This is a genomic window from Bradyrhizobium pachyrhizi (assembly GCF_029714545.1).
In the GTDB taxonomy this organism is placed as follows: Bacteria; Pseudomonadota; Alphaproteobacteria; order Rhizobiales; family Xanthobacteraceae; genus Bradyrhizobium; species Bradyrhizobium pachyrhizi.
Window position 1 is genome coordinate 5327650 of record NZ_CP121667.1, and the last position, 19537, is coordinate 5347186.

Sequence of the window (19537 nt, forward strand, 5' to 3'; positions counted from 1 at the left end):
AGGTTTTGCACATGGCCAAGGCGGTCACAATCAAGGTCAAGCTCGTGTCGACGGCCGACACCGGCTTCTATTACGTTGCCAAGAAGAATTCGCGCACCATGACCGACAAGCTGGTCAAGAAGAAGTACGACCCGGTCGCGCGCAAGCACGTCGAGTTCAAGGAAGCCAAGATCAAGTAAGATCGGCTACTTCCGACGTTCAAACGGGGCCCCTTGGGCCCCGTTTTGCGTTTCTATGCGACTTTGAGCAGTGGCGGTTGCGCCGGCCGGATCAGCGCGAAGGCGAGCTGGATGATGCCGCCGGCAAGACCCAGCGCGACGCCGATGCGCCAGGCCATGGCGTAGGAGCCGAGCGAGTCGTAGATCAGCCCTCCTCCGTAAGCGCCGAGGAAGCTGCCGACCTGGTGGCTCATGAAGGCGAGGCCCTGGATCATCGCCTGCCAGCGCAAGCCGAACATCTCGGCCACCGCGCCCGCGACCAGCGGACCGACGCCCATCCAGAGGACGCCCATGATGGCGCCGAACAGCAGCGTCGAGCCGGGCGTTGCCGGCAGCATGAAGTACCAGGCGAGCGCCAGCGAGCGCAGGATGTAGATCGCGCCGAGCAGCGCCAGCTTGTTCCAGCGCTGGCCGGCCCAGCCGAAGAACAGCGAGCCCAGCACGTTGAAGCCGCCGATCATGCCGAGCGTCTGCGCGCTCAGCATCGGATCGAGCCCGCAGATCGCGAGATACGACGGCAGATGCGTGGTGAGGAAGACAAGCTGCATGCCGCAGACCATGTAGGCGCAGGTCATCACCACGAAGGCTGCGTTGCTGAACGCGGTCTTCGCCGCTGTCGCCGCGGTGGCGTTGCCGATATCGTCGGCCGCGGGCTTCGGCAGCGGGATCTTGTCGACGCGGCCGGCGTACAACGCAGCCGGAATCATGAAGACCGAGAGGATCACGAAGCCGGCAAGTCCGACGCGCCAGCCGAAACCTTCATTGAGCATCTGGCCGATCGGCGCCGACAGCAGCGCGCCGAGCGAGCCCGCGGCGGAGACCATGCCGAGCACGGTCGAGCGTACCGTCTCCGGCACCGCGCGCGCCGAGACCGACATTGCGATCGCATTCGCGGTGCAGGCGAGCGAAAGGCCGATCAGGACACCTGCGCCGATCATGATGGCAACGAGCCCATGCGCCGTGGTCATCAGTACGAGGCCCGCGATGTAGGCCAGCGCGCCGACCACCATGATCGGGCGGAAGCCGTAACGCACCGTCATCGCGCCGGCGACCGGCTGCAGAAAGCCCCAGGCGAGGTTCTGCACCGCGAGCGCCAGCGTGAAGTGGGATATCGAGATGCCGATGTCGTGCGTCAGCGGCTGCATGAAGATACCGAGGCTCTGCCGCAGCCCCATGCTCAGCGTGAGCATGATGGAGGCGCCGATCAGGATGGGAAGCGTGGGACGCAGGACCTGCAACAGGGACATTGTTCTTGTTCTCCCATAACGGCACGGCACGCGTGCCATGGCCTGCGATTCATGCATGTTTTGGTTACACAGACCTGTGTACTTAGGCTATACAGGGGGCCGACTGTCAAGCGAAGAGGATCACGGCTGGCGCATGGCTTCCCCGCCTCCCAAACAGACCATGAAGGAGCGGATCCTCGAGACCGCCGACAGACTGTTCTACCTGCAGGGCATTCGCGCCATCGGCGTCGACACCATCGCGGCCGAGATCGGCATCAGCAAGCGCACGCTCTACAACCACTTCCCATCGAAGGACGCGCTGATCGAAGCCTATCTGCAACGCCGCTTCGTGCAGCCGCGTCCCTCCGACAAGCCGCCGGCCGAGCAGATTCTCGCGACTTTCGATTCGCTGGAGCGGCGCTTCTCGGCGAAGGACTTTCGCGGCTGCCCGTTCGTGAACGCAGTGGCCGAGCTCGGCCCGGAGGACGAGGACCGCACCTTCAGAAACATCGCAATCGCCTTCAAGGAAAGCCGCCGGCTCTGGTTTCGCGACCTGCTGCGGCAGCTCGGCGTCACGGACGCCGAGGGACTTGCGACCCAGCTCACGTTGCTGGTCGACGGCTCGATCGCGCAGGATCTGGTGCGCGACGATCCGGCGATGGCGCGCGCGGCCAGGGAAGCCGCGCGCGTGTTGCTGGCAAATGCAGGCGTCAAGGTCGGCAGCCCCGCCCCCGCGGGCAAGAAACGCGCCGGATAAATCCGGTTGCGTGCCGAAGTCAGGTTTGGTTGTTAACACCGACCGCAGGCCACGGCATTCCCGATTGGATATTCCGTCCGGCGAGATTGACAGCGACCGCGCAAAGACCTGCTCCACAGAAGACCTGCGGCACAACAGGGAACGACCATGGAAGATCTGAAAGTAACGGCCACCGGGTATGATTTCGCGCCGGCGCGCGCGGCCATGCAGCGCTATATCGACAACGATCTCCTGTCCGGCATCTCCTGGACGGTTCTGGTCGGGCGCGACGTCGCTGACACGGGCTGCGTCGGATGGGCCGACAAGGAAGCGCAGATTCCGCTGCGCACCGATCACATCTTCCGCGTCTTCTCCAACACCAAGCTGATCACCTCCTGCGCAGCGCTGCTGCTGGTCGAGGAGGGCCGCTTCCGGCTCGACGATCCGATCGAGACCTTCATCCCGCAACTCAGAAACCGGAAGGTGCTGCGGCCGGGCGCGACGTCGATCGACGACACCGGGCCGGCACAGCGGTCGATCACCATTCGCCATCTGCTGAGTCACTCGGCCGGCCTCAGCTACGGCCTGTTCGATCCAGGGACACCGATCTTCAAGGCCTACAACGAGCGCAAGATCCTCAATCCGATGACGACGCTCGCCGACATGGTCGACGGTCTGTCCGATCTGCCGCTGGTGTTCCATCCCGGCTCGTCATGGGAATATTCGGTTGCGATCGACGTGGTCGCACGACTGGTCGAGGTGGTGAGCGGCCAGCCGTTCGACAAGTTCATCAAGGCGCGCATCCTCGATCCGCTCGGCATGGTCGACACCGGCTTCCATGTTCCGGAGAAGGACCACAACCGGCTCGTCGCCTATTACGCCGGCGCCGATCTGATGGATCCGATGAAGCCGGGCCTGACACGCACCGACAATGCTCCCTATCCGGGCGCTTATTTGCGGCCGGTGCCGCGCTTCAATGGCGGCGGCGGTCTCGTCTCGACGCTCCATGACATGGTCGCGCTGATCCGCAGCCTGCTGCCCGGCGGACCGACGCTGCTGAAGCCGGAGACGATCGCAGAGGCGATGACCAACCAGCTCACACCGGGCCAATGGATCCGCTTCGCGATGATGGGCGAGCAGCCCGGCAAGACCTACGGTCTCGCCGGCGGGTTGATCCTCAACCCCTCCCCGATCGATCATCCCGACGCCGCCGGCGAACTCTATTGGGGCGGCGTCGCAGGCACGCAGTGGTGGACTTCGCCCAAAACGGGCATCGCCGGCGTCATGATGGCGCAGCGCCAGATGGCGTTCGTCCATCCGTTCTCGTTCGAGTTCAAGCGGATGGCCTATGACGCGGTGAAGCGCGGCAGATAGTGCAACTGGGTAAGCCCGGATGGAACCAACGGGTCGCGCGAATGCGCGCCCGATGACAGGCTCCGCGAAATCCGGGTACCGCGCCACATGCACCGGCCTCCCGGATTACGCTTCGCTCCATCCGGGCTACGAGATGCGGCTAGGCTGCGGCCGACACCACGCGGTTGCGGCCGTCGTGCTTGGCGCGATAGAGCGCGGTGTCGGCGCGCTTGAGCACATCGGTGACCTGCTCGCCCTTGCGCTCCAGCGTGGTGAGACCGATCGAGATCGTGACGGTGATCCGCTTGCCGCCCTTGTCGACGGTGAAGGGCTCGCCGGCGATCGAGCGGCGCAGCCGTTCGGCGACCATGCCGGCGACATGCAGGTCGGTCTCGGGCATCACGATGACGAACTCTTCACCGCCATAGCGGCAGGCCAGATCGATGCCGCGGATCGACTTGCGGATACGGACGGCGAATTCGCGCAGCACGTCGTCGCCGGCATCGTGGCCGTAGGTGTCGTTGATCGCCTTGAAGTAGTCGATGTCGAGGATCATCAGCGCCAGCGGCTTGCCGCGGATCGAGGCCTGCTCCGCCAGCGTCGCGAGATGGCTTTCCATGTAGCGCCGGTTATTGAGACCGGTCAGCGCATCCGTGATCGCCATCTCGATCGAGTTCTGCACATTATCGCGCAGATGATCGGTGTAGCGGCGGCGGCGGATCTGGGTGCGCGCACGCGCCAACAGCTCGTTCTTGTCGACCGGACGCAGCAGGTAGTCGTTGACGCCGATCTCGAGCCCGCGCATCAGCCGCGTGTTGTTGTCGGCATCCGAGATGGCGAGGATCGGGACCTGGCGCGTGCGCTCCAGCGAGCGGGCCTGGCTGCACAGCCGCAGGCCATCGTAATTGTCGAGGCTCAGCGACACGATCAGCAGATCGTAATTGCCCTCGGCGGCGTGGAACAAGGCTTCCGACGGATTGATCTCGACGTCGACCGTGTGTTCGGCGGAGAGGATCGGCGCCAGCTTCTCGTAGGACGACGGCCGGTCGTCGACGAGGAGAATGCGGCCGCCGGTGCCCTTGTCGGCGATCGCGCTGCGCTCGGGCGCCTGCATGCCGATCTCGAGCGAGGTGATGGCGCGCATGCGCAGTTCGTCGGTCATCATCTTCAGCCGCGTCAGCGAGCGCACGCGCGCGATCAGCACGACGTCGGATACCGGTTTGGTCAGGAAGTCATCGGCGCCGGCTTCAAGGCCGCGCACGCGATCGGCCGGACTGTCGAGCGCGGTGACGATGACGACCGGAATGAAATGGGTCGCCGGATTCGACTTCAGCCGGCGGCAGACCTCGAAGCCGTCCATGTCGGGCATCATGACATCGAGCAGGATGATGTCGCATTCGGCGCGTGCGCAAATTTCCAGTGCCTCGGTCCCGTTGGAGGCAGTCAGTACATCGAAATATTCGGCTGACAGACGGGCTTCCAACAACTTGACGTTCGCCGGAACGTCATCGACCACGAGGATACGCGCGGACATTGCACCACAACTCCCCTATCCGATAAAGCGTCGGACAGTCTCAATAAATTTGCCGACCGAGATCGGCTTGGACAAATAGGCTTCGCAGCCGCCCTCGCGGATGCGTTCTTCGTCGCCCTTCATGGCGAAGGCGGTGACCGCGACCACCGGAATTGCGCGCAGATCGGGATCGTCCTTGATCCAGCGCGTCACCTCCAGGCCGGAAACCTGGGGTAGCTGGATGTCCATCAGGATGAGGTCGGGGCGCAGCTTGCGGACAAGGTCGAGCGCTTCGAAGCCATTGCTGGTGCCCGAAGTCTGATAGCCGTGCGCTTCCAACAGATCGCGAAAGAGCTTCATGTTGAGCTCATTGTCCTCCACGATCAGGACGGTTTTGGCCATCCCGTCCCTCCCAAACCCAGGAGACGGGCCCGGCTGCGGCACCTCACGCACCGCGCTCGGGGCGCGTCGAAAATGTGAATTCAAACTAGCGCCAGAATCGCTCTAACCCGTTAACCCGAACTCCAACTTCCACAGCGTGGTTTCCGTTGCTTGAACACACGCGGAAGACTCGGGCATGATGGGCCTCTCAATAGAGACCATAAGTTAACGGAAAGGCAAACCGGCGCGTTGAAAAAGCCTGTTCACAACCCCCGGGAAGTTGCTGAAATCGTTGCGATTCAGGCGCTCGGCTTTATTGCCGGCGATCAGGAGCGGCTGGGCCTGTTCCTGGCCGAAACCGGAATCGGTCCAGAGACGCTGCGGAACGCCGCGTCCGATCCTCAATTTCTTGCGAGCGTGCTCGATTTCGTGATGCGCGACGACGCCACCGTGACGGCGTTTGCCAAGGCCTCGGAACTGCACCCGACCAATATCGCCGCCGCCCGTCAGGCGCTGGGCGACCCGAAATGGGAGCGCGACGTGCCGTGACGACGGCAGCGGCAGCTTCCGACGGCCCCCTCAGTTTCTGCCGAGACTGCCTCGGCGACCTCGATATCAAGGTGAAGCGCTGCAGCCATTGCGGCTCGCCGCGGCTGGTGCGTCATCGCGCCCTGCCCGCGCTGGCGCTGGCCCACATCGACTGCGACGCGTTCTATGCCACCGTCGAGAAGCGCGACAATCCTGACATCGCCGATCGCCCGGTCATCATCGGCGGCGGCAAGCGCGGCGTGGTGTCCGCCGCCTGCTACATCGCCCGCACCTACGGCGTCCGCTCGGCGATGCCGATGTTCAAGGCGCTGGAACTCTGCCCGGACGCGACCGTGATCCCGCCGGACATGGCGAAGTATGTCCGGGTCGGACGCGAGGTGCGGCAGGCGATGCAGGCGCTGACGCCGCTGGTCGAGCCGCTGTCGATCGACGAAGCCTTCCTCGATCTCGCCGGCACGCAGCGCGTCCACGGCATGATCCCGGCCAAGGTGCTCGCCAAATTCGCCCGCGAGGTCGAGCGCGACATCGGCATCACGGTGTCGGTCGGCCTGTCCTGCAACAAGTTCCTCGCCAAGATCGCCTCCGACCTCGACAAGCCGAGGGGCTTTGCCGCGCTCGACCAGGACGAGGCGCGCGAGATGCTGGCCAGCAAACCGGTCGGGTTCATCTACGGCGTCGGCCCTGCGACCCAGGAAAAGCTGGTGCAGCGCGGCTTCCGCATCATCGCCGACCTGCAGCGCGCCGACGAGAACGAATTGATGAAACAGTTCGCGAGCGAAGGCCGCCGGCTGTGGCGGCTGGCACGCGGCATCGACGACCGGAGCGTGGTGGCCGATCGCGGCGCGAAGACAATCTCGAGCGAGACCACCTTCGAGACCGACATCCGCGACTTCGCAACGCTGGAAAGACTGCTCTGGAAACTGTCCGAGAAAGTCTCGGCGCGGCTGAAGACCAGCGAGCTCTCGGGCTGCACCATCACGCTGAAGCTGAAGACCGCGGACTTCCGCCAGCGCACCCGTTCGCAATCGATCCAGACGCCGACCCAGCTTGCGGCCAAGATCTTTGCGGTGTCGCGCGAGATGCTGGTGAAGGAAATCGACGGCACCGCCTTCCGCCTGATGGGCACCGGCGTCAGCGCGCTGCGCCCGGGCGTGCAGGCCAACGATTCCGACATGCTCGACCGCCGCTCGGCGCACGCCGAACGCGCGATGGACAATCTGCGCAAGAAATTCGGCAATGCCGCCGTGATCAGGGGCATTGCCTATGAGGGGCCGCAGAAGAGCGCGGAGGAGTAATCGGTCGTCATGGCCGGGCTTGACCCGGCCATCCATCAAAACAAGGACTCTTTGAAAGGCGATGGATGCGCGGGTCGCGCCCGCGCATGACGACTGCGCAGCCCGTCAATCCGTGACCGCCACCGCCTCGATCTCGATCAGCCATTCCGGCGCCGCGAGCGCGGTGACGCCGACCAGCGTGGAGGCCGGCGGCTCCATGCCCTCGAAGAATGCCGAGCGCGCCTTACCGATGATCGGGCGGAGCTCCGGCTTGTAGCCGACGACGAAGGTCGTGATCTTCACGATATTGGAATAGCTGGCCCCGGCGGCCTTCAGCGCCATGCCGAGGTTCTGCATCACCTGCGTCGTCTGCGCGGCGAGATCGCCGGCGCCGACCACGCGGCCCTCCTCGTCGACGGAGACCTGTCCCGAAATGTAGATCGTGCGCGCGCCGGAGGCGACGACGACGTGGGAGTAAGCCGGATTGTGATGCAGGCCGCTGGGGCGAAGGTGGTCGAGCTTGCTCATGAAGTGCCTCCCTGACACGTGCGTTTTGGGAAGCGTACTCGTGTCGGACGGCTACGGCCAGTGCGGTCTCGCGGGGAGCTTGCTCCGCCGTCGTCCCGGCGAAAGCCGGGACCCATAACCACCGAAGGTGATAGTTACGCGACCTTGGGGCCACAGCCTCCTTCAACAACTCAACCCTGCGGTTATGGTCCCGGGTCGCGCTTCGCTTGCCCGGGACGACGCTGGGTGGGTGGCGATAGCCAGCCCGTCACTTGCAGGGCTTGGAATCCCTGACGTCGAACTTGTCCAGCGCGCCCGAGATCACGAAATCGTTGTAGTCCAGTACCAGCGCGCGGGAGACGCCGTTCTCGTAAAGCTCGAACGACATCGCGTAAACCGGCGTCTGCTCGCCGTCCTTCGCGCGCGCGTCGCTGTCGTAATAGCTCACCGTCACCGGCCAGCGCGTCATGGCCTTCATCGCATTGCTCGCCGTCGACGGATCGGGCGATGACGGCGCGCGGTCGCCTGTGATCGGCCGGCCGATCACAGTCAGCGTGTTGTAGATCTTCTCGCCGTTGTCGGAGCCGTCATAGACGGTCTGCTCGAGGACAGATTTGCCGTCGCGGGCGGCAGCGATGATGTGCTGAATCTGCTCGGTCGGGAACACGATCTTGCCGTCGATATTGAACGTCTTCTTCACCGGCTGGGTCAGCTTCACGGTGATATGATCGCCGACCCGCTCAGCGATGCCGTCGACCGGCGACGATTCGCTGTCGTTCATCCGCGTGTCGATCTTGAAGCGGTAGCTTTTGCCCGACGCCTCCTCCCAGGACGTGGAGCGAAGATCGGACAGCGTCACCTTGCCCTCGCCGCTGTCGAGCTCGGACACCTGGCGGAATTCGGAGGTGTAGCCTTCGCAGGAGTTGCCGGAGAAATTGTAGAGGATGCGCCCGCGGGCATCGCTGACCGAGTTGGAGCCGCGCGATTTCACCAGGCTGAGGTCGTAGAGCGCCTGATGCGCGAGAAACGGCCCGCTGGCCGCCGCGACAGCGGACCCCTGAACCAGGCCGGATCCTGCGGCAACGGCGATCGCAAACACCAGGGCACGCGACGGAGTCCGAAACGGCAGGGTCATGTGGTTTCCTCAAGGAGGCAGGGATTCGCCACAATAGTGACGGTGGTATTGCGCCGCAACTGGGGCAAGTCTGACAAAATGGCAATGTACGCAGCGAAATTGCCGTCATTTTCGGCGGCTTACCGTGCGAATCCGCACCTCATGGCGGCACTATCCTCCCCTTACCGTCGCTTGCAACCGGCGGCACGATGCGCGAAACAATCGAAACAAACTTGGCCCTGACCGCGTTTCAGGCTTCGTGCAATCCAATTGGGGGACCAAAAAATGGCGGGTACCGTCGAACAAAAACTGGCGTCACAGGGCATCACACTTCCCGAGCCGACCTCCCCGGTCGCAAACTATGTTCCCTTCGTCCGCAGCGGAAACCTGCTGTTCGTGTCGGGCCAGGTCTGCTTCAACGCCGAGGGCAAGCTGATCGCCAAGGGCAAGCTCGGTGCCGGCGTCACGCTCGAACAGGGCGCCGCTGCCGCGCGCGGCTGCGCAATCAACCTGCTGGCCCAGATCAAGGCCGCGCTCGGCGACCTCGACAAGGTCGTGCGCGTGGTGCGGCTCGGCGGCTTCATCAATTCGGCGCCCGACTTCTTCGACGGGCCGAAGGTGCTGAACGGCGCCTCCGACCTGATGGTCGAGGCATTCGGCGACAAGGGCCGCCATGCCCGTACCACCGTCGGCGTCGCCTCGCTGCCCGCGGACGCCGCGGTCGAAGTCGAAGGCGTGTTCGAAGTCGCCTGATCGATGCGCGCTCCTGATTGGCTGACGAAACGGCCGGTCGCCCATCGCGGCCTGCACGATGCCGCACGCGGCATCATCGAGAACATGCCGGCCGCGGCCACCGCCGCGGTCGCCGGCAACTTCGCCATCGAGTGCGATATCCAGCTCACCGCCGACGGCGAGGCCATGGTGCATCACGACGATGCGCTCGGCCGTCTCACCGAGGCGGCGGGCCTGCTGGCGACCAAGACCGCGGCCGAGCTGAAGGCCGTCAAGTTCACGGACACCGCCGAGCAGATGATGACACTCGGCGATCTCTGCGCGCTGGTCGCCGGCCGCGTTCCGCTGGTGGTCGAGGTGAAGAGCCATTTCGACGGCGACCGCAAGCTGGTGCGGCGGATGGCCGAGGTGCTGGCGTCCTATTCCGGCCCGGTGGTCGGCATGTCCTTCGATCCCGACCAGGTGCTGGCGCTGCGCGAGATCATGCCGAACCTGCCGCGCGGCATCACCGCCCAGCGCACCTATGACGACGGCCATTGGGACAAGCTGACGCCGGCGCAGCGCGACAGCATGCTGTACCTGCGGCACGGCTTTACGACCGAGCCGCATTTCGTCGCCTATTGGGTTAACCAGCTGCCAGCGCCGGAGCCGTGGATCGCCCGCAACGTGTTCGGCTGTCCGCTGCTGGCCTGGACCGTGCGGACGGTGGAACAGCGTGAGCGCGCGGCGCGCTACGCCGACCAGATGATCTTCGAGGGGTTCGTGCCGGGAACCTGACATGTCCCAGACATGCCCCTTGCAGTCTTGAACTCGCCGCTGCAACGCACGATGTTGGCGAGGGTTGGTCGTCATCGGCGATGGCGGAATGCGGGGCATGATCCGGAAGTTGAGCCAGCTGTTCCGGAAAGATCATGCTCAAACGAGGCACCGGTCTTCATTCTCGATGGCGTCTTCTGAAATCACCCTAGAGGCTGTAGCTGACATCGGCGGCATTCCGTCCGCCGAATGGGACGCTTGCGCCAATCCCAAGGCGGACGCGGACAGCATCCATCACCTCGACACGCTGGCCTCGCCCGGTTCTGCAAACAATTGCCAGGTCGCCGCAAGTTCGAGCTATAACCCATTCGTTTCCCACGCCTTTTTTGCTGCCGCCGAAGCCTCCAACTCGGCCTGCCCGCGGACCGGCTGGGGTCCGCGGCATCTGATCGCAAAGCTTGATGGCCGGATCGTCGGCGTCGTGCCCTGCTATCTGAAATCGCACTCGCAGGGCGAATACGTGTTCGATCGCGGCTGGGCCGAGGCCTATCACCGTGCCGGCGGCAGCTATTACCCGAAGCTTCAGGTGTCCGTCCCCTTCACGCCCGCGACCGGGCCGCGGCTGTTGATCCGCGACGGCGTCGACCGCGAGGTGATCGGCTCGGCGCTGGCACGAGGCCTCCGGGCACTCTGCAACGCCACCGAGGCCTCCTCCGTGCATGTGACGTTCGCCCGCGAGGACGAGGCCAGGTTCCTTGGCGCACACGGTTTCCTGCAGCGGACCGACCAGCAGTTCCACTGGCGCAATGAGGGTTACAAGACCTTCGACGATTTTCTCGGCTCGCTGAACTCGCGTCACCGCAAGGGCATCAAGCGCGAGCGCCGCGAGGCGGTTGGCGCCGGGATCACCATCCACTGGCTCACCGGCTCGGACATCACCGAGGACGCCTGGGATGCGTTCTTCGAGTTCTATATGGAGACCGGCTCGCGCAAATGGGGCCGGCCGTATCTGACCCGAGAATTCTTCTCGCTGATCGGCGAGACGATGAGCCGGGACGTGCTGCTGGTGATGGCCAAGCGCAACGGCCGCTGGATCGCCGGTGCGATCAACTTCATCGGCTCGGACACGCTGTTCGGCCGCAACTGGGGCGCGATCGAGCACCACCCGTTCCTGCATTTCGAGGTCTGCTACTACCAGGCGATCGATTTCGCGGTTCAACGCGGGCTCAAGGTGGTCGAGGCCGGCGCGCAGGGCGAGCACAAGCTGGCGCGCGGCTACCTGCCGCAGACAACCTATTCGGCGCATTTCATCGCCGACCCCGGACTGCGCCGGGCGATCGCCGATTACCTCAAGCGCGAGCGCGACTATGTCGCCGAGGTCGGCCGCGAGCTCACCGAGGCCGGCCCGTTCCGCAAGACGGTCGACGACGACGCTTGACGTCTCCGCCGCCACCTAGGCAATAAAGCAGCATCATCGAGGAGCCGCCGCCATGCCCGCCGCCTACGACAACAACAACATTTTCGCGAAGATCCTGCGCGGCGAGCTGCCCTGCTACAAGGTCTATGAGGACGAGCACGTGTTCGCGTTCCTCGACATCATGCCGCGCTCGCCGGGGCATACGCTCGTCATTCCGAAGGCCCCTGCCCGCAACATCCTCGACATCAAGCCCGACGACTACGCCCATGTCGCGCGCGCCTCGCACAAGATCGCGGCCGCTGCGATGAAGGCGTTCGAAGCCGACGGCATCACGGTGCAGCAATTCAACGAGCCAGCCGGTGGGCAGGTCGTATTCCATCTCCACATGCACGTCATGCCGCGCAAGGACGGCGTCGCGCTGCTGCCGCCCGCGAGCTACAAGGAAGACGGCAAGGTGCTGGAGGCGAGCGCGACGAAGCTGATCGCAGCGTTGAAGTAACGCCGTAGGCGCCGCTGCGTAGCCCGGATGGAGCCTAGCGCAATCCGGGAATCTTGCAGCCGATGTAAGACCGCCCCGGATTTCGCTTCGGTGCATCCGGGCTACGGCATCGACGGATCTCACTCCGTCTCAAAGTCCCCAGCCTGCGGCGGGGCCAGTGGGGTGAACTCGCAGCGGTCGGGCTTGACGTCGATCAGCGGCGTCTCGTCGAGGCAGTCGAGGCCGCGCACCAGGATGACGTTGCCCTCGACGCCGACCAGCTTGACGATCGAGGTGCCGATCGGGTTGGGGCGCACCGGCGAGCGCAGCGAGAAGGTGCCGCGGGTGTTGCCGTTGTTCTTCGGGCTCTGCAGCACGATGTCGCGGCGCGACTGGTGCAACCAGTACAGCACCTCGAGATTTGAATAGAAATCGACACCCTTGATCGCGGCGACCCAGGGCTCGAAAATTTCGAGCCGGCACACCGGGCCGTCATGCCGCCCCTGCCGCGGCGTCGCCAGTCGCGAGGTCCAGGGCGTGCGGATGCGGCCGATGAAGACGAGCGCGGCATCGCGCGCCGTCGGCATGTCGACGGCGACCTCGCCCTGGCGCAGTTCCATTTCACGTACCATGTGTCAATCCAGCGATATGTTCAACGCCTTGACCACGCCCGCCCATCGCGCGCGATCGGTATTCACGAACTTGTCGATCTCGGCCAGGCTCTTCGCGCGCAGCGGCGGGAAACCGATCTTGAGCAGCGAAGCGCGGAACGCCTCATCGTTCAAGGCCCGGTCGAGGCTTGCCTTGATCTTGTCGGCGATGTCGTCGGGCACCTTCGACGGCGCTGCGATACCATACCAGACGCTGACCGCATAATCGGGATAACCGCTCTCGGCGATCGTCGGCAGATCGGGCAGATCGGTAATGCGCTCGGTCGAGCTGACGCCGAGCGCACGCAGCATGCCTGATTTGACCGGCGGCAGCGCGGTGCCGAGCGTGTCGAACATCAGCTGGATGTTGCCGGACAAAAGATCGGTCAGCGCCGGCCCCGCGCCCTTGTAGGGCACGTGGGCCATCTCGACGCCAGCCATCTGCTTGAACATCTCGCCGGCGAGATGAACCGTGCCGCCGGTGCCCGCCGATCCGAAATTGAGTTTTCCGGGATTCTTCTTGGCGTAGGCGACGAACTCCGCGATCGTCTTTGCCGGCACGGAGGGATGCACCTCCATGATCATCGGCGCGTCCGTGATGACGGACAGCAGGCGAAAATCCCTGGTCGGATCGTAGGGCAGCTTCTTGTAGAGCAGCGGATTGAGCACGAAGATAGAGGCGGCCGTCACGAACAGCGTGTAGCCGTCGGGATCGGAGCGCGCCACGGCCTCGGCGCCGATCGCGCCCTGCGCGCCGGCCTTGTTCTCGACCACGACCACCTGCTTGAGATCGCGCCCGAGATATTCACCGACGATGCGGCCGAGCACGTCGGTCGGCCCGCCCGCGGCATAGGGCACCACGAGCTTGATCGGCCGCGTTGGATAATCCGCGGTACGCGCCGGCAGCGTCGCCGCCAGCAACGCCGTCAGAGCAACAATGAATAGCGATGATGCGCGCCGCTGCATGCCGTTTCCCCGTTGTCTTGTTCTTGGGAAGCGAGAGTAGCGGATAATGCGGACGCCGCAATCAGCCGAGCCAGTATTTGCCCGCGATCATGACGATCTCGCCCGCGATCACGCCGGCGAAGATCGATTTCCTCGCCAGCATGAACACGACAAAGCCCGCGGCGACGGCGCCGTAACGCAGCCAGTCCGGCACGCTGGCGAGCGCGCCCGGCGGCTGCACCACGATCTGCGCGATGATTCCGGCGAGGATCGCGGTGGCGACCGCCCTCACCCAGACCAAGAGTTCGGAGTTCTCGTCGATGCCGCCGCCGAACCACAGGCCGAGCATGCGCCAGATCTGGTTGGGGATGACGCCCGCGACGAACAGGATCGCCAGCGCGTGCCAGTCGCCGATGAAACCGCTCATGCGCGCGCCCCGACGATGCCCGCCCTCGCCCGGTGCACGCCGTAGGCGATGGTGCCCGCGACGACCCCGCTGACCAGGATGTCGACGCCGCTGTTCAGCATCGCCGCCAGCGGAAACAGCAACAGGCCGAGCACCAGCGCGATGACGTCGGCGAGCTCGCGGCAGTTGCGCGCCGTGGAGAACAGGAAGGCGAGCGGCGTCAGCATCAGCATGCCGGCGGCGAACAGCGGCGTGAGGTTGGCGGCGAGCATGTAGCCGATCGTGTTGGCGATCAGGCAGACGGTGACCAGCCCGCAGCCAAGCCCGTGGATGAAGGCGATCCGCCGGTTGCGCGGCACCTGCGGCAGGAAGCGGAAGCACTCGACCCACAGCGTGACGGCGGTGAGATGCGCCACGAGGATCAGATGCCGCCGCTTGGTCTGTTCGGTGCGCGTCATCGGCAACACCGACACCACCATCGGAAAGAGGCGGATCGCGCTGACCGTGACCGCGATCGCCGATTGCAGCACGGTGGCGCCGGAGCCGAGTGTCGTGATCACGATGATCTGCGCAGGGCCAGCCCATACGAACGCCGTGCTCGCCAGCGTCCAACCCAGCGAGAAGCCGCTATCATACGCCAGCGCGCCGATGCCGAGATAGGTCGCAAACAGCACCAGGGTCAGCACGGTCGCGCCGATCGACCGCGCGCCCCACAGGAAGGCGCGGAATGAGGTGTGCCATTGCGGAGAATCGAGGGGAGGAAGCGCCACGGGGAACCGGATGGTTTGCAATCGCGGCGGATTAGGGCGCGGACAACGCAGGGTCAAGCAAGAGACGGCACAGGTCCGGTATGCGCCTTGGTAGCCCGGATGAAGCGCCAGCTAAATCCGGGGCCGCTCTTGCGACCGGCGAGAGCTGTCCCGGATTGCGCTTCGCTTCATCCGGGCTACGGATCCACGCAATCACGCCCTGTTCTTTAGAACAAAACACGCCCCGCCCGCCTTGCGGATGCGGTTGCACAGGCCGTCTGCCTCGGGGCGCGTGTCGGCGCCGATGCGCACCTGGTAGAAGGTCGCGCTGCCGCGGGTGCGTAGCCGCGAAGAAAGCAGGCTCGGATCCTGATCGCCGATCACGTTGGCAAGGCGCTTGATGGCGCGGGCATACATCGCCAGCGCCTTGTCGCGGCTGAAGCCGGCGGCGAGCTGGACGCCCCAGACCTTGGCCGCCGACAGCGTGACGTGCTGCTCGAGCCCTGCGACGAACGGGTTGGGCGCGCGTTTGAGCAACGCCATCAGTTCGCGGCAGCTCCTGGTCGGCGCGCGCTGTGGCATCTTGCCGTTGCGCCCGGCGGCTGCCCAGTCGTCGACGCTGGAGCCGGTGATCGCGGAGACGTAATTGCGCGTCTCCTGCGGCATGTATCCGGAGCCGGCGAGCCAGTCCTGGATCCGGCGCGGGCCGGCATTGTAGGCGGCCGCCGCGAGGCCGAGATTGCCGAACTGGTTGCGCAGCTCGCTGAGGAATTCGGCCGACTTCGGCAGCGCCTGCACCGGATTGAACGGATCGAGCAGCCCGCGCTCGTTTGCCGTGCCCGGCATGAACTGCGCGATGCCCTGCGCGCGCTGGCCGTTGCGGGTCATCGGACCAACCGCATCGGCCTGGAAGCGGCTCTCCTGCCAGATCACGCGCGCGAAGAATTCGAGCGGCAGATCGTTGGCCCGCGCCGCCGACTCGATCATCAGGCACATCGCCTCGCGGGTGTCGCTCTCGCGCGCGTCATCCGCGGGCTTGTCGTCGGCCGCCGCCGCGGGCTTCTCGGCTGGCGCCGCGGGCGTATCCGCCGGGGGCGCGGCAGGTTTCTCGGCCGATGGTGCGGCCTGCTCTCCCGGCGATGGCGCAGGCGGCTCCGCCGGGACCGCCGCGGGCTTCTCAGCGGGCTTGTCCGGGGGCGGCGCTGCCGGCTGCTCGGCGCCTGGCGGCGGCGCCGGGGCCGCGGCCGGTGCGTCCTCCGCGCCGACCCGGGCCGGCGGCACCAGCAGCACAAGCATGACCAATGCGGCGCAACGACCGGTTCGCATGGCAATTCTGTTCCCGTGCGGGCGCGGCTTGACACCGCAAGCTCGTGGTCTAGCTATGGACTGAAATGATGGCGCGCAAAAGGGAGCGCAAAATGGCCGCAGCATCCGACGATCAACTCGGCTTTGCCCCCGATGACGACGCCCCGATCGGCTATATGAAGCGGACCCGCGATTATTACGCGGCGATCGGCTACACCACCCCTTACCGGTGGGCGCATTACACCTTCGCCCCGTTCCAGCCCCTGAAGAAGCCGCTGAACCAGTCCCGGGTCGCCATCATCACGACCGCGGCGCCGTTCGATCCGGCCCGGGGCGACCAGGGTCCCGGTGCGAAATACAATGGCGGCGCAAAATTCTATTCGGTCTATGACGGCGACACATCAAAGCTGCACGATCTGCGGATTTCGCACATCGCCTATGACCGCACCCACACCATGGCGACCGACGGCGGCACCTGGTTCCCGATGGCGCAGCTGAAGCGCCTCGCCGCCACCGGCACGATCGGCGAAGTCGCGCCGCGCTTCTTCGGCGCCCCGACCAACCGCAGCCACCGCGTCACCATCGAGACCGACGCGCCCGAAATCCTCAAGCGCTGCCGTGACGACAAGGTCGACGCCGCGGTGCTGGTGCCGAACTGCCCGGTCTGCCACCAGACCGTCAGCCTGGTGGCGCGGCATCTCGAGGCCAACGGCATCTCCACCGTGGTGATGGGCTGCGCCAAGGATATCGTCGAGCATGCCGCCGTGCCGCGCTTCCTGTTCTCCGACTTCCCGCTCGGCAATTCCGCGGGCAAGCCGCACGACGTCGCCTCGCAGGCGTTCACGCTGGAGCTGGCGTTGCGCGTGCTTGAGCAGGCGCCCGGTCCGCAGACCGCCGTGCAGTCGCCGCTGCGCTGGAGCGAGGATGCTTCCTGGAAGCGCGACTACAGCAACGCAGACACGCTCAGCGCCGAGGAGCTGGCCCGCCTGCGCCGCGAGTTCGACGCGCAGAAGGAAGTCGCCAAAGGGCTGCGCGAGCGCGTCGCGTAAGACTCGGCGTTAGACACGAGCATTTTGCCAACTCAAGGTGTCGTCGCTCGGGCGACCTGTACGGCGGTGAGCATGCCGGTCCGTTCATGGCAGCCGAGATATTCGAAGAACTGCTCGTCGGCGCCTGCCACCGTGACCTCGTGATACAGCCTGAGCTTGGCGTTCGGCCCCAAAGTCGAGAGATACTTCATCGCCGCGCCAAAAATCCTGACATGGGTCGGGTGCGATTCCGCCCAGCGCTCGAGTGCCGCAAGGCTCTTCCACCAGCTCTGGCCGTAGGATTTTTCGGTCGGCCTGCCCTCCGCATCGACGACGCGCATATAGCGGTTGGCATAGCAGCCGATCGGCACACCGTCGTCGCGCAGGAAATCCATGCCCTCGCGCAGCACCGGCTCGACATCGTCGAGATACATCTTGCGTTCCGATGCCTCGGTGTCGCTCCAGTCCTGTCCGGAGCGGATCAGGCAGAGATTGTCATGCGCGACCACACGGATACGTGCGCCGTCGCGGATCACGCGCGGCTCGCCGCCCGGCGTCATCGCGTCGGTCTGCGACAGCGGGATACGGTCGCGCATACCGCCCCAATAGGCGTGCTCCTGCACCTCTCCGCTCATGCCGTCGGCAAGCACCGCGACGCCCTCCGGACGGCCGAGCGACGAGAACAGCGTCTCGTAGCGCGCAACATGCGGCCGCAGCACCTCGATGAAGCGGCCGACGCCCTCAGTGGCGCCGCCACCGGTCCAGGCCTCGCGCGCACCGTCGAACCAGGCGTCGAAACGCCCGGCATCGTCCCAATAGGCGACCGAGACGACGTTGGTGTAGCCGGCCTGGTCGACATATTGCGCACGGTCCCAATGAGTCGGACCGTTTTCTCTGGCGAAGCGCGTTGCGATCTGCGCCAGCGCGTCGGTCGCCGCCGCGCTCCGCTCACCGCGATATTGCACGCCGAAATAGGCCATGATCACGCACGTGACCGCGGGCTTGTGGCGCGCGACGAAGGACGGATAAGGCGGCGCGTAGTCGTCGGGCACACGCCGATGACGCGATCGGGCTGTCTGCAGATGAGATGGAATGGCGGATTCCATGGCAGTCGCCTCCAGTTGGATGTCGTGCTTTCAGCTCGCGGCCGCGTCGATCTCCTCAAGGCTGTCGAGCGGCAGCGCGAAATGCTCGACGCGCTTCGAGGGCTTCCTGTTCAGCAGCAGACGCGTGACATCGGGGCGCGAATAGTGCCCGGCCGGATCGGCGGCGTTCTTGGCGATCCCGATCGCGCCGAGATCGATATCGGCGAGCAGCAGGCCCTCCTGATCGGGCGGCAGCTTCTCGGCGATCGAGCTGCCGTCCGGCCCGTAGATCGCAGCGTGTCCGCCGCCGACATGCAGCAGCGCGTGCTTGTCGTCGCGGTCGCACATCTCGTCGACCATCGCCTGCGAGACCGTGGCGCAGGGCGCCAGCACGAAGCACGAGCCCTCGACCGCATAGACCCGCGAGGCCGCGTTGTTGACCTCCCAGCCGAGCGCCGGCGCGAACGGATCATACAGTGAGAAGCTCGGCCAGGCCGCGACATGGACCTGCTCGTTCTGGGCGTACATCGCGTATTTCGACAGCGGCTGCAGATGCTCCCAGCAGCACAGCGCGCCGAGCCGGCCGATGCCGGGACGATCATGCACCGCAAGGTCGCTGCCGTCGCCCTCGCCATAGACGGTGCGCTCGGCATGGGTCGGCCGCAGCTTGCGCCGCTTCGCGATGGTCTCGCCGTCGGGCCCGATCAACCATTGCGCGAGATAGAGGCTGCCGCCGTCGCGCTCGGACAGGCCGAGCACCGCGGTCATGCCGGCCTTCTTGACCGCGAGCCGCAGCTTCTCGGCCTGCGGGCTGTCGTAGCTCAGCGAGTTGTCGAAATAGCGCTGCACGAAGCCGCGTCCGATCGCCCAGGCCGGCGAGTCCAGCCAGATGTACCAGGGATAGCCGGGGATGAACGCCTCGGGGAATGCGATCAGCTTCGCCCCTTTGGCGGCGGCCTCCTCGATCAGCGCGACCGACTTGGCGATGGACGCGTCGAGGTCGAGCCAGGCAGGTGCGGCCTGCACCACCGCAACGCGGTATTTCGGATGTTCGATGCCCATGATGTCCTCCTCGCGGCCGACGCCTCCGGCCGGTTCGTGCTTGATCGGCCATG

General features: G+C 65.4%; 22 protein-coding genes. 10 read left to right on the forward strand and 12 right to left on the reverse strand.

Annotated elements, in window-relative coordinates; all coding sequences use genetic code 11:
• The first annotated feature begins 11 nt into the window (after nt 1-11).
• Entirely contained in the window at nt 12-179 is a 168-nt protein-coding gene (gene rpmG, locus QA639_RS25090; protein WP_018271988.1) for a 50S ribosomal protein L33, read from the forward strand.
• A 53-nt stretch (nt 180-232) separates the two neighbouring features.
• Here the strand turns inward: rpmG and QA639_RS25095 are convergent, their stop codons facing one another.
• The gene (locus QA639_RS25095; protein WP_283087591.1) at nt 233-1465 is read right to left on the reverse strand and encodes an MFS transporter; all 1233 of its coding nucleotides are present in this window, start codon (nt 1463-1465) and stop codon (nt 233-235) included.
• Nucleotides 1466-1598: 133 nt separating this feature from the next.
• Between QA639_RS25095 and QA639_RS25100 the strand changes: the two genes are divergently transcribed.
• Both QA639_RS25100 and QA639_RS25105 read left to right on the forward strand, forming a co-directional pair.
• Nucleotides 1599-2201: a TetR/AcrR family transcriptional regulator gene (locus QA639_RS25100; RefSeq protein WP_028336387.1), complete on the forward strand. Its 603-nt coding sequence runs from the start codon at nt 1599-1601 to the stop codon at nt 2199-2201.
• Between the two features lie 147 nt (nt 2202-2348).
• Nucleotides 2349-3554 (forward strand): serine hydrolase domain-containing protein, encoded by a 1206-nt coding sequence (locus QA639_RS25105; RefSeq protein ID WP_244482326.1) that lies wholly within the window; start codon nt 2349-2351, stop codon nt 3552-3554.
• Nucleotides 3555-3693: 139 nt separating this feature from the next.
• Here the strand turns inward: QA639_RS25105 and QA639_RS25110 are convergent, their stop codons facing one another.
• Both QA639_RS25110 and QA639_RS25115 read right to left on the reverse strand, forming a co-directional pair.
• The gene (locus tag QA639_RS25110; RefSeq protein WP_028336389.1) at nt 3694-5067 is read right to left on the reverse strand and encodes a PleD family two-component system response regulator; all 1374 of its coding nucleotides are present in this window, start codon (nt 5065-5067) and stop codon (nt 3694-3696) included.
• Nucleotides 5068-5082: 15 nt separating this feature from the next.
• The gene (locus tag QA639_RS25115; protein ID WP_028336390.1) at nt 5083-5448 is read right to left on the reverse strand and encodes a response regulator; all 366 of its coding nucleotides are present in this window, start codon (nt 5446-5448) and stop codon (nt 5083-5085) included.
• Nucleotides 5449-5676: 228 nt separating this feature from the next.
• Here QA639_RS25115 and QA639_RS25120 point away from each other — a divergent pair, with 228 nt between their 5' ends.
• Together QA639_RS25120 and QA639_RS25125 are read left to right on the forward strand one after the other, a co-directional pair.
• On the forward strand, nt 5677-5976 hold the full coding sequence (locus QA639_RS25120; RefSeq protein ID WP_283087592.1) for a DUF3572 domain-containing protein: 300 nt from the start codon (nt 5677-5679) through the stop codon (nt 5974-5976).
• Nucleotides 5955-7271, forward strand: a complete 1317-nt coding sequence (locus tag QA639_RS25125; protein WP_283087593.1) for a DNA polymerase IV — start codon at nt 5955-5957, stop codon at nt 7269-7271. The genes QA639_RS25120 and QA639_RS25125 overlap by 22 nt, the downstream gene beginning before the upstream one ends.
• A 105-nt stretch (nt 7272-7376) precedes the next feature.
• Here QA639_RS25125 and QA639_RS25130 read toward each other — a convergent pair whose 3' ends face one another.
• On the reverse strand, nt 7377-7778 hold the full coding sequence (locus QA639_RS25130; RefSeq protein ID WP_283087594.1) for a RidA family protein: 402 nt from the start codon (nt 7776-7778) through the stop codon (nt 7377-7379).
• A gap of 247 nt (nt 7779-8025) precedes the next feature.
• Nucleotides 8026-8892 carry a cell envelope integrity EipB family protein gene (locus tag QA639_RS25135; RefSeq protein WP_283087595.1) on the reverse strand — a complete coding sequence of 289 codons (867 nt, stop codon included), beginning with the start codon at nt 8890-8892 and terminating at the stop codon, nt 8026-8028.
• A 264-nt stretch (nt 8893-9156) separates the two neighbouring features.
• Here QA639_RS25135 and QA639_RS25140 point away from each other — a divergent pair, with 264 nt between their 5' ends.
• The 4 genes from QA639_RS25140 (at nt 9157) to QA639_RS25155 (ending at nt 12275) form a co-directional block, all read left to right on the forward strand.
• Nucleotides 9157-9624, forward strand: a complete 468-nt coding sequence (locus QA639_RS25140; RefSeq protein WP_016845428.1) for a RidA family protein — start codon at nt 9157-9159, stop codon at nt 9622-9624.
• Nucleotides 9625-9627: 3 nt separating this feature from the next.
• Nucleotides 9628-10380: a glycerophosphodiester phosphodiesterase gene (locus QA639_RS25145; protein ID WP_283087596.1), complete on the forward strand. Its 753-nt coding sequence runs from the start codon at nt 9628-9630 to the stop codon at nt 10378-10380.
• Between the two features lie 166 nt (nt 10381-10546).
• The gene (locus tag QA639_RS25150) at nt 10547-11797 is read left to right on the forward strand and encodes a GNAT family N-acetyltransferase (RefSeq protein WP_050385767.1); all 1251 of its coding nucleotides are present in this window, start codon (nt 10547-10549) and stop codon (nt 11795-11797) included.
• A gap of 52 nt (nt 11798-11849) precedes the next feature.
• On the forward strand, nt 11850-12275 hold the full coding sequence (locus QA639_RS25155) for an HIT family protein (RefSeq protein WP_157340927.1): 426 nt from the start codon (nt 11850-11852) through the stop codon (nt 12273-12275).
• Between the two features lie 119 nt (nt 12276-12394).
• On the opposite strand, the gene tsaA is transcribed toward QA639_RS25155, so the two are convergent.
• The 5 genes from tsaA to QA639_RS25180 all read right to left on the reverse strand — a co-directional run bounded on the left by tsaA (nt 12395) and on the right by QA639_RS25180 (nt 16330).
• Nucleotides 12395-12886 (reverse strand): tRNA (N6-threonylcarbamoyladenosine(37)-N6)-methyltransferase TrmO, encoded by a 492-nt coding sequence (gene tsaA / locus QA639_RS25160; protein ID WP_026192858.1) that lies wholly within the window; start codon nt 12884-12886, stop codon nt 12395-12397.
• 3 nt (nt 12887-12889) lie between these two features.
• A complete protein-coding gene (locus QA639_RS25165) occupies nt 12890-13870 on the reverse strand; it encodes a Bug family tripartite tricarboxylate transporter substrate binding protein (RefSeq protein ID WP_283087597.1) in 981 nt (326 codons plus the stop codon).
• Nucleotides 13871-13931: 61 nt separating this feature from the next.
• Complete coding sequence (locus tag QA639_RS25170; protein WP_028336400.1) at nt 13932-14276, reverse strand: AzlD domain-containing protein; 345 nt, start codon at nt 14274-14276, stop codon at nt 13932-13934.
• Nucleotides 14273-15025: an AzlC family ABC transporter permease gene (locus QA639_RS25175; RefSeq protein ID WP_283087598.1), complete on the reverse strand. Its 753-nt coding sequence runs from the start codon at nt 15023-15025 to the stop codon at nt 14273-14275. Before QA639_RS25175 ends, QA639_RS25170 begins: the two co-directional genes overlap by 4 nt.
• A gap of 192 nt (nt 15026-15217) precedes the next feature.
• Nucleotides 15218-16330, reverse strand: a complete 1113-nt coding sequence (locus QA639_RS25180) for a lytic transglycosylase domain-containing protein (RefSeq protein WP_244978385.1) — start codon at nt 16328-16330, stop codon at nt 15218-15220.
• A gap of 92 nt (nt 16331-16422) precedes the next feature.
• Between QA639_RS25180 and QA639_RS25185 the strand changes: the two genes are divergently transcribed.
• On the forward strand, nt 16423-17358 hold the full coding sequence (locus QA639_RS25185) for a glycine/sarcosine/betaine reductase selenoprotein B family protein (RefSeq protein WP_157340923.1): 936 nt from the start codon (nt 16423-16425) through the stop codon (nt 17356-17358).
• A 32-nt stretch (nt 17359-17390) separates the two neighbouring features.
• On the opposite strand, the gene QA639_RS25190 is transcribed toward QA639_RS25185, so the two are convergent.
• Together QA639_RS25190 and QA639_RS25195 are read right to left on the reverse strand one after the other, a co-directional pair.
• The gene (locus tag QA639_RS25190) at nt 17391-18443 is read right to left on the reverse strand and encodes a phenylacetaldoxime dehydratase family protein (RefSeq protein ID WP_050385761.1); all 1053 of its coding nucleotides are present in this window, start codon (nt 18441-18443) and stop codon (nt 17391-17393) included.
• Nucleotides 18444-18473: 30 nt separating this feature from the next.
• A complete protein-coding gene (locus QA639_RS25195; protein ID WP_028336405.1) occupies nt 18474-19484 on the reverse strand; it encodes a carbon-nitrogen hydrolase family protein in 1011 nt (336 codons plus the stop codon).
• Between the last annotated feature and the right edge of the window lie 53 nt (nt 19485-19537).